We start from the raw sequence: 9,493 nt of genomic DNA, 5'->3' as shown, positions 1-9,493 counted from the left end.
ATTTGAAAGAGTTAAGTACTTTGGCATTTTTTAGTTCCTTATCGTTTATTTTAGTTTCGTCAAAACCTAATAAACTATATTTGGAACTCTCTTTCAACTATTTAAAACTTTCAGAATACAATCTAGCTGATATTTAAATTACTACGCTGTTTTATGAATAATCAACTATTAAGACTGCTTGTTTAAGTTTCTTAAAAACTTCTAAAATTAAAAGAGTTAATAACTCTACCAATTATTACCGCATCAGTTGGTGATTTGATTTCATCATTATTTTGAAATTTTGAGTTTAGTGGCATCAAATATAAGCGGTTATTATCTTTATATAATAGTTTAACTGTAGCTCCATCGGAGTTTCTAGCAACTACAATCTTATCTACTAGATTTTGAGGACTAATTTCGCTAGGGTCAACTAAAATATTCTCACCTTCGTAGAGAGTATATTTAGCATATTTAGGACCAAGCAGTTGAGATTCTGAAGAGTCATAGAGCATACTCTCACCTTGTACTCTCAGTGAAAAACCGTTTTTGGGTACAAGAGAATGAGGAATTTGTAAGTAGTCGATAGGATCTATACTTTCTTGAGATTCGGTAAACTCACCAGCCTGAACATAACTGAATACCGGAACATTAGCAATAGCTACTATAGATGTATCATTAGGATGGTAATTGTCTTCTAAGCCTAGTATTCTCATAACCTCTATATGTCCATCATAGGAAGGACAATTAGTACCAGCAACCCAACCTTTGATAGTGCGATCACTTTTACCAAGTTTTTGGGCTAATTCGACTTGTTTCATGCCTATTCTTTTTAAGGCTGGTTTTAGATCGGTTTTGTAATCAAACATTTCTAATCCTAGATAGAATATTCTATATGTAAGTATATTGATGACAAATCATCAATTCAATAAATTTTTGAAAAATAGTGCAATAATACTTCCCTTTATAGCAAAAGTTAGCTATCATTAAAAGTGTGATAAAACTGCACTTTTATAAAATAAGGGAGTTAAAAAATGATAAGAAAAAGTATTCTATTAGAAAATTAGGAAATTAAAGATTTATTGTCTGTTATGAAGCAACACTATACATCTGATAATAGAAATACTATACAAGACGTAAGTTTGAACCATGTCGTAAATAGAGTATATAAAGCAGAAGTAAGAAAATATATAGTTGAGCGTTGGCATGCTCTAGAAACTAAAGTTGGGCATCAAGTTACACTTCTAGAAAATAACTATAATAAGAGTATAATCAATAAATTATACAAAAAGTCTCGTGATCTAAATTTTGTGATTAAAACTCGACCTGATGATTCATCAAGAGATTTACACGATTCAATCAAAAAAGTATCTAACATAGATATAGTTATAAGAGAGTTTTCTTTCTCTTAAAGTCTACTTAATTACTTGTTTCTCTAGTACTTTTTTGCCTAAATAAACAGATAGTATAATTATAAACATTCCCACAAGTTGTTGTATTGAGAATGTTTCTCTAAATAGAACATAGCCATATAGCAATGCAAATACTGGACCAATTAGTAAAACCAAAGAACTAATGATATATGCTTAATACGACTAATATATAGTATATTCCCAAGTAAATGTCCAAATAGAGCTATAGCTAATAAAATCGCAATACCTCTAGCGATACTTGGAATTATCTGTTCATTGAAAATAAAAGCTAATATAAATAATACAACTGAACCACTTAATGAGTCAATAAACATCATTCTAAAAGTTGAGCAAGAGTCTCTAAGTTTCTTAGAAAAGATAATAAAAAGAGCATAAAATACTGCAGATATAATTGCTAGCCAATTACCTAAAAGGTGTTGAGAGCTTAGACCTGCCTGACTCATAAGAAGTAATAAGCCAATAAATGCTACCAATAAAACTAAATAGTATTTAAGAGAGACTTTCTCCTTGAGAAATATGATAGCTATAAAAGTTGTAATAAATGGGCAAAGGTTAGTTAGAAGACTAGCTTCTGCTATTGATGTATAAATCAGAGAGATAATATAAAAAGCTAAATCTAAAGCTAAGAAAAATCCTGTTAACGTGGCGATATAGAGCGATTTTTTTGATGGTTTTTCTTCATCTTTGGTAATTGCTAAAAATGAATATATAAAAATATACAAGGTAGTAATAGTCTATAACCAAAACTTGCAATAGGACCAACTTCTGAATATCTAATGAATACTGATGCTATAATAAGATTAGAAAGTGCAAATAGTATTATAAAAAAATCTCTATTCATAGTTTTGTCCTAAATAAAATGACTATTAAGCAGATGATATCATGAAATTAGCTAAATACTTGTGATAATTAAATGTAAATACTAGTGTTATCTAAACTTAGAGATTTTAACTTTATGAGATATATGCTAAATTAGCTTTAGAGTTAATTCTTTAAATAAATTTTAAGGTCAAAATCTATGCATATAAGTGAGCGCCGCAAATGGTATATAGGCTTTGCTGTTTTTGTGATAATAGTTCTATTATCTCTTTCATTACTCCACGCATCAATATGGGTCAGTATAAGCTTTATAGCTGTTTTGGCAGTAATTGCAATATATGATACTACCCAAACGAAACACGCAATCTTGAGAAACTTCCCTATAGTTGGGCATATGCGTTTTATACTTGAGTTTATTCGTCCTGAAATTCAGCAGTATTTTATCGCAGATAATGAAAGTGAAAAGCCATTTGGTAGAGAGACAAGATCGATAATCTATCGCCGTGCTAAAGGTCTAAATGACACCGTAGCATTTGGTACTGAGAAAGATGTTGATAGAGTCGGTTATGAGTGGGTAACACACTCGCTAGTACCGAAACATTTGGATGAAGTTGAAACTTGGGTTAAATTTGGTGGTTCTGATTGTAAACAACCATATATGGCATCACATCTGAATATATCAGCGATGAGTTTTGGAGCATTATCAGCTAATGCAATTATGGCTATGAATAAAGGTGCTAAGTTGGGTAGATTTTGTCATTGTACTGGTGAAGGTGGTTTGACAAAGTATCATTTACAGGGTGGTGATATTGTATTCCAGATTGGTACAGCTTATTTTGGTTGTCGTACTGAAGATGGTAGTTTTTCTGCTGAGAAATTTGCTGAAAAAGCAAATCTAGATAGTGTTAAAATGATCGAGATTAAGCTATCTCAAGGGGCTAAGCCATCTCATGGAGGTGTATTGCCCGCTGCTAAGATAACTCCAGAAATCGCTGAAATCAGAGGAGTGTCAATGGGTAAAGATGTCTTGTCGCCACCAGCACATAGCGCTTTTTCAACACCAATTGAGTTTTGTTATTTTATAAAGCAATTAAGAGATTTATCAAATGGTAAGCCAATAGGGTTTAAGCTTTGTATTGGTAGTCATGTAGAGTTCTTAGCTATATGTAAGGCAATGCTTGAGACAGGTATCAAGCCTGATTTTATAACTGTAGATGGGGCAGCTGGTGGTACTGGTGCAGCACCTCTAGAATTTTCTAATCATATAGGTATGCCATTAGAGGACAGCTTGATATTTGTACATAATGCTTTGGTTGGATGTGGTTTACGCGATGAGATTCGTATTGTTGCGAGTAGTAAAGTAGCAACTGGTTTTGATATGGTTAGATTATTTGCTATGGGAGCAGATACTTGTAATTCTGCTAGGGCGATGATGATGGCAGTAGGCTGTATTCAATCACGCCAGTGTAATAACAATACTTGTCCAGTTGGTGTGGCAACCCAAAACGAGCGTCTTGCAAAAGCACTAGTAGTAGAGGATAAGATGTATCGTGTATATAATTTCCATAAGGCTACAATTAATTCATGCTTAGAAATCGTTGGAGCAATGGGTCTAACATCCACAAATGATATTGGTCCAGAAAACCTCAAAAAACGCGTATCTGTAAATGAGATTAAATCATATATTGATTTGTATGACTTTATCCCAGAGAATAGTTTGGTAGATGGTAATATGCCAGCTAGCTTTGCAAGATCTTGGGAAAAAGCTCGAGCGGATTCTTTTTAGTTTTTCAAACCGAAATAATAGTTTTTTGCTTACTCAATTTGCTAAAATAACTAATATAAATATTCTTGTTAGTTAAATATGGCGCTATACACCTATCCATCAAATAAGCTTGAGTATCTGGTTCAGGTTTTATCTAAACTTCTAGATGTTGAAAAAAAAGATTTGTTTACACCAACACAGCTAATAGTTGGTAGTCGTGGTATGCAACATTGGTTAAGTATGCAGTTAGCACAATATCGTAATATTGCGATGAATCTTAAATATGGCATGATAAATGGTTATATACTTGATATTTGTTATGAACTCACAGCAAAACAAGAATTTAAAAAAGTATACACAAAAGATATTTTAGCTTGGAGAATTTTTAGAGGTTTAGATAGTATCAATAATCCTAAACTTCAAGAGTATTATCACAATAGTGATCTTAAGAAATATCAATTATCCGTTAAAATAGCAGAAATATTTTCAAAATATATATCATATCGAAGTGAGTGGTTGCAAAAGTGGGAGCAGGGCGAGTATATAAATCTTGCTAAACCAGAGAGTGATGAAGATTGGCAAATGCAACTTTGGCAAGCTCTTGTTAAGGAGGTTCCAGATACCCCATACAAAGTCCAAGCAGAAGCACTCCAAAAGCTTAATCGACAAAACTTAGAAAAGTTAAATATACCAAATGATGTCTATATATTTGGGGTTAATACTATATCTCCCAAAAATCTTGGTTTTGTATTTGAGTTGGCTAAATATATTGATGTTAATATTTTGTATATTAATCCATGTAGTGAGTATTGGTATGATTTGCACAAGAGCAAAATCTCAGCTTGGCTAGATAGTGATGACTATGAGCTTCAACCTCTTTTGGCAAATCTAGGTCAACAAGGTAAAGAATTTTTTAGCCAGCTTCTAGAAAATCAAGAAAAGCAAGAGTTAGAAATCTTTGAAAAGTTTGATAAAAATTCGTTAGATTTTGAGAAACTTGCTGATAATAATCAAACACAGCTAGTAAGCCTACAGCGGAATTTACTCGAACTTGATTGCCAAAATCATGCTAAGCAGAAAGATTTAAGCATCAGTATTAACTCGTGCCATAGCCCACTTAGAGAAGTGCAGATTCTGCATGATAAGCTTTTGGATATGATCAAAGCAGATCCAAGTATTAAGCCTCGAGATATTTTGGTAATGTGTCCAAATATTGAAGATTATTCACCGTATATAGATAGTGTGTTCTCAAGATATCCAACAGATAAAAAGCTCCCTTGTTCGATAGCAGATAGGACATTACTAGATTCAGAGCCTTTAGCCGCTAGCTTTATTGAGCTTTTGCAGTTGCCAGAGAGTAACTTTGAAGTTAATAAGATACTTGATTATCTAGCTGTACCAGCAATTCAGCAAAAGTTCAAAATTACGGATGAGCAATTAGAAACTATTCGCTATTGGTTAAAAGAGTCATGTATTCATCATGGTAATAATGGTCAGACATTCTCATGGAGCTGGGGACTTAAGAGATTGATGCTAGGGTTTAGCTATAGTGATAGCAATCATATTATCGATGATAAACTAATGACTATACCTGTGATTGAAGGTAGTGAGATTGTCGAACTTGGTGGCTTGTATGAGTTGCTAGAGCTACTTGAGAGATATTCTCAAGAGCTACTTAAACCAAGAAGCTTAGAAGCATGGCAGGACTATCTTTTGGAGATGTTTGATGATGTCTTTGATGTAACTAATGATGAGCAATATATCGCTAAGAAAATCAAAGATATAGTCGTAAAGACAGTCACCACAGCTAAAGATGTATTGCTAGCAGAAGAGATTGATTTGTATACAATTAGATATTGTCTGATTTCACAGTTATCTGAACCAATTATTAATAACCATTTTTTAAATGGTAAAGTAACATTCTGCTCAATGACACCAATGCGTAATGTTCCTTTTAGAGTGATAGCGATGCTAGGGTTAAATAATGGTAAGTTCCCACGCCAAGAATCTGCGATTAGTTTTGATTTGATGGCAAGACTTGGAAGAGTTAAAGGCGATAGAACTAAGCGAGATGATGATAGATATTTATTTCTAGAGGCTATTACATCTGTACGAGATTATTTGTATCTTAGTTATATTGGTAGAAGTGTTAAGACTAATGTTGAGCAACAGCCAAGTCTAATACTCAAAGAGTTAATAAGTTATTTGCGAGCAAACTATAATTGGCAAGATGAAGATATCAAAGAATATCCATTACATCATTTTAGTTCTAAATGTTATGCTAATGAATACAGAAGTTATGATGAGGCTTGGTTGAAGTTGTTACAGTCAGAGCCTAAGGTATTTTATGATTCTACTAAAACTACTCCGTCTTGCTTGCGCAATCGACTCCTTCAGGAAGCGAAGGGGAATTGTATAAGTAGTCATACCCACATAGGTGGGTATCTCGATAGTTTGAGTGTAGCCTCTAAGCTCCCACAACAACTATCTATCTCTAAATTAGTCAAAATCTTTGATGATCCTATTAAGGCTTATACAAATTATGGCTTAGAACTATATTTAGAGGATGACTTTGAAGAACTAGAAGACAGTGAGCCATTTGATATTAATAGTTTAGATAAGCATAAATTTAAACAAGATTTATTAAACACTCTTGAGAATGAGAAAGACAAAGAATTAACCATAAAAAAAGCTAAGCTAAGTGGTAAGCTTCCAGAATCTGTACTTACTGAAAATGAGATTAATAAGGAAGTTGAGAATATTCAAAAGCTATTAGATAAGGCGAATTTAGTAAATTATGAGTCTAAATATTTTCATCAAGAGATATTAGGATATGAGCTAGAGGCTAATTGTCATATCAAAGATAATCAAGTTTTGTTATATACAACTTCAACTTTTGGTATTAAGCATCGATTTGAATTATATTTGACAGCACTATTAGTGGCATTATCAGAGCAACAAGATATCTCTGTTACTTATGTTTATTTTGATAAAGACAAAAATCAAGCATTTGATACTACTTTTGTTATAAGTCATTTAGGTGCAAAAGAGTTGTTAGAAAAATATCTATCAAATGCGGAAAAGATAGTATCTAAGCCAACTTTAGTACATTTATTTTTAGCAGAAGCATTGCTTGCTGATGGAGAGAGTTATGGTAAGAGATATAAAAAGTCAGATAAACAAAAACAACAAGCTTGGGATAAAGTCATTTCAGATGATAATAATCCTAGATCGTTGTATAAAAATGAGTATTTTAAGCTATTTTATAATGAGCATCCAAAAATAGAAGACTTTGAGGAGCTGCAAATATATCAAGATTTCTTTGAGGTTATAAATGAAAATAAATAAGAATTTATCCCCACTACAGTTATACAAGAATATTTATATTAGCTTTGAAATTGCTATTGCTGCTTGTATATGTTTTTTGTTTGGTTTTTATATGTCAAACCTCTTGCATGGAGGACAGTCAATAATTGGTGGTTTTTGGTGTTTGATTACAGTTTCTACAATTTTACAATTAAGTATTAGAGATTCTTATTTGGCAGCTTTTCAAATTCTTGTAGGCTCTGTAATAGGTGGTATCACAGCATTTATTTTTACATATATTTTAGGTTATCATTATTATGTCATGATTCTGGCTGTGGCAATTAGTGTTCTTATCACAGCGACTCTACATCTTGAGAATGCTATCAAAATGAGTAGTGCAAATGCTGGAGTAATTGTTGCATTAGGATTGTATCAGCCAAGTTATTCACCTTTTCTAAATACTGGTTTACGTTTGATAGAAACATTCAGTGGTACAGCTATAGCATTATTTTTTATATTTATTAGTAGACTTCTTAAAGTAAGAGCTGGCTAAATATTAAGATTCTCATTATCTAGAATATATACTGTTTTAATTTTCCTAAAATTGTGATTAAATTGTTTGTTTAAGTATTAGCTTTTGTATAGGAAATTTAGAATGAAAAAACTTTTGAAATCAGTGTTGTTGCTCTCAACTGTGTTAGCAAGTTCTGCAATGGCATGTACAGCGATAACACTCAAAGGTAATGATGGAGATGTTGTCGCAGGTAGAACGATGGAGTGTGGATTCACTTGGGATTGGAGTCTAACATATATTCCAGCGGGTACTTCACATACACTGACTGCACCTAAAGATCTAAATCTACCAGCAAAAAAATATTTATCTAAATATTCTGTATTAGGAATAGGATTAGCGATAAATAAAGATAACTTTGCGATACTTGATGGACAAAATAATCAAGGGCTTAGTCTTAGTGCTAATTATCTACCTGGTTTTACTCAGTATCAACAAGTTGACAAAGATGATGAAAATTACGCTTCAATTTTAGAAATAGCAACCTATATTTTAAGTCAATATAATAGTATTGATGAAGCTAAGAAGGGTTTAGCAAACATTAAAGTTTGGAATGATAAGTCAACAGATGTAAATGGAGTGGTTCCAGAACTTCACTTTTTGATATCAGATAAAAGTGGAAGTGCGATAGTTGTAGAGTATGTCAAAGGTGAAGTTCATTTCTATCAGTTAGAATTAGACCTGAAAGTTATGACAAATGCTCCTACTTATGATTGGCATTTAGTAAATATTAGAAACTATCTGAACTTGTCAAATAAGACTGTATCTCGTATGAAACTTTATAATGAGAATGATATGGTGCCAAATCATACTTATAAAATCATTGATGCATTAGGTCAAGGTAATGGGTTATTGGGTATGCCTGGTGATTATTCTCCACCATCTAGGTTTATCAGAACAGCAGTATTAGGTTATTATTCTAATAATGATAATATCAAAGATGAAAGCACTCTAAATAAGGTAGCTCATATTCTGCATAATGCTGATATACCTAAAGGTGTAGTAGCTGAAAACATAGATGGTAAAACATATTATGATCATACAGTATTTACTAGTATCAAAGATCTAACAAACGATACTGTTTATATAAATATTTATAATAATCCGCTTAATTCAGTATCTATAAATTTAGATAATTTAGATAAGAATCATACAAAAGCTTTTGTTAAAAATATTAAGCAGCTACCTTATCCAAAGTCGGATATAACTGATTCTTTGGTATCAGCTTAGAGTATAATCTAATATAGTTGCTTAAATTAGAATTTCTCGTAGTTGATTAGTTACTTAATTTTACTAGCTAGATTATATTCTGAAAGTTTTAAATAGTTGAAAGAGAGTTCCAAATATAGTTTATTAGGTTTTGACGAAACTAAAATAAACGATAAGGAACTAAAAAATGCCAAAGCACTTAACTCTTTCAAATAGATATTGCATAGAAGAATTACTTAAATTAGGATACCAAACATCTCAAATAGCCAATAAAATTGGCTATAGTGAAAGAGCTATAAAAAAGGAACTTAATCGCACTAGTATAAATAGTGACTATAATGCTGAGATAGCACAGAAGCTATATCAAAGCCGCAGAACTTCAAATAATCATAAGCTATCCTGTAAAGTTAAAAA

Annotated in this window: 7 protein-coding genes and 1 pseudogene; 6 read left to right on the top strand and 2 right to left on the bottom strand. The window is 32.1% G+C overall.

The features are described 5' to 3' along the window. Positions 1-191: 191 nt before the first annotated feature. Entirely contained in the window at positions 192-845 is a 654-nt protein-coding gene (locus tag F8C69_RS06910) for a LexA family protein (RefSeq protein ID WP_159184691.1), read from the bottom strand. Positions 846-1,067: 222 nt separating this feature from the next. On the opposite strand from F8C69_RS06910, the gene F8C69_RS06905 reads away from it, so the two are divergent. Continuing rightward, a complete protein-coding gene (locus F8C69_RS06905; protein WP_234384229.1) occupies positions 1,068-1,388 on the top strand; it encodes a normocyte binding protein 2b in 321 nt (106 codons plus the stop codon). A gap of 3 nt (positions 1,389-1,391) precedes the next feature. Here F8C69_RS06905 and F8C69_RS06900 read toward each other — a convergent pair. Next, positions 1,392-2,250, bottom strand: a pseudogene (locus F8C69_RS06900) (DMT family transporter). A gap of 177 nt (positions 2,251-2,427) precedes the next feature. On the opposite strand from F8C69_RS06900, the gene F8C69_RS06895 reads away from it, so the two are divergent. The 5 genes from F8C69_RS06895 to F8C69_RS06875 all read left to right on the top strand — a co-directional run. After that, positions 2,428-4,014 carry an FMN-binding glutamate synthase family protein gene (locus F8C69_RS06895; RefSeq protein WP_159184690.1) on the top strand — a complete coding sequence of 529 codons (1,587 nt, stop codon included), beginning with the start codon at positions 2,428-2,430 and terminating at the stop codon, positions 4,012-4,014. A gap of 78 nt (positions 4,015-4,092) precedes the next feature. Beyond that, complete coding sequence (gene recC, locus F8C69_RS06890) at positions 4,093-7,341, top strand: exodeoxyribonuclease V subunit gamma (RefSeq protein ID WP_159184689.1); 3,249 nt, start codon at positions 4,093-4,095, stop codon at positions 7,339-7,341. After that, complete coding sequence (locus tag F8C69_RS06885) at positions 7,328-7,852, top strand: FUSC family protein (protein ID WP_159184688.1); 525 nt, start codon at positions 7,328-7,330, stop codon at positions 7,850-7,852. Before recC ends, F8C69_RS06885 begins: the two co-directional genes overlap by 14 nt. A gap of 102 nt (positions 7,853-7,954) precedes the next feature. Next, positions 7,955-9,100 (top strand): choloylglycine hydrolase family protein, encoded by a 1,146-nt coding sequence (locus F8C69_RS06880; RefSeq protein WP_159184687.1) that lies wholly within the window; start codon positions 7,955-7,957, stop codon positions 9,098-9,100. A gap of 166 nt (positions 9,101-9,266) precedes the next feature. Beyond that, the coding region (locus tag F8C69_RS06875; RefSeq protein WP_159184567.1) for a helix-turn-helix domain-containing protein at positions 9,267-9,493 on the top strand (227 nt) is incomplete at its 3' end.

The sequence above is a fragment of the Francisella noatunensis subsp. noatunensis genome, assembly GCF_009823375.1.
In the GTDB taxonomy this organism is placed as follows: Bacteria; Pseudomonadota; Gammaproteobacteria; order Francisellales; family Francisellaceae; genus Francisella; species Francisella noatunensis.
The sequence above is the reverse complement of the archived record's forward strand: the minus strand, read 5'-3'. Positions and strand labels throughout refer to the sequence as shown.

Coding starts and splice junctions, on each gene's coding strand:
- F8C69_RS06910 (WP_159184691.1), bottom strand. CDS start 845: ATGTTTGATTACAAAACCGATCTAAAACCAGCCTTAAAAAGAATAGGC.
- F8C69_RS06905 (WP_234384229.1), top strand. CDS start 1,068: ATGAAGCAACACTATACATCTGATAATAGAAATACTATACAAGACGTA.
- F8C69_RS06895 (WP_159184690.1), top strand. CDS start 2,428: ATGCATATAAGTGAGCGCCGCAAATGGTATATAGGCTTTGCTGTTTTT.
- recC (WP_159184689.1), top strand. CDS start 4,093: ATGGCGCTATACACCTATCCATCAAATAAGCTTGAGTATCTGGTTCAG.
- F8C69_RS06885 (WP_159184688.1), top strand. CDS start 7,328: ATGAAAATAAATAAGAATTTATCCCCACTACAGTTATACAAGAATATT.
- F8C69_RS06880 (WP_159184687.1), top strand. CDS start 7,955: ATGAAAAAACTTTTGAAATCAGTGTTGTTGCTCTCAACTGTGTTAGCA.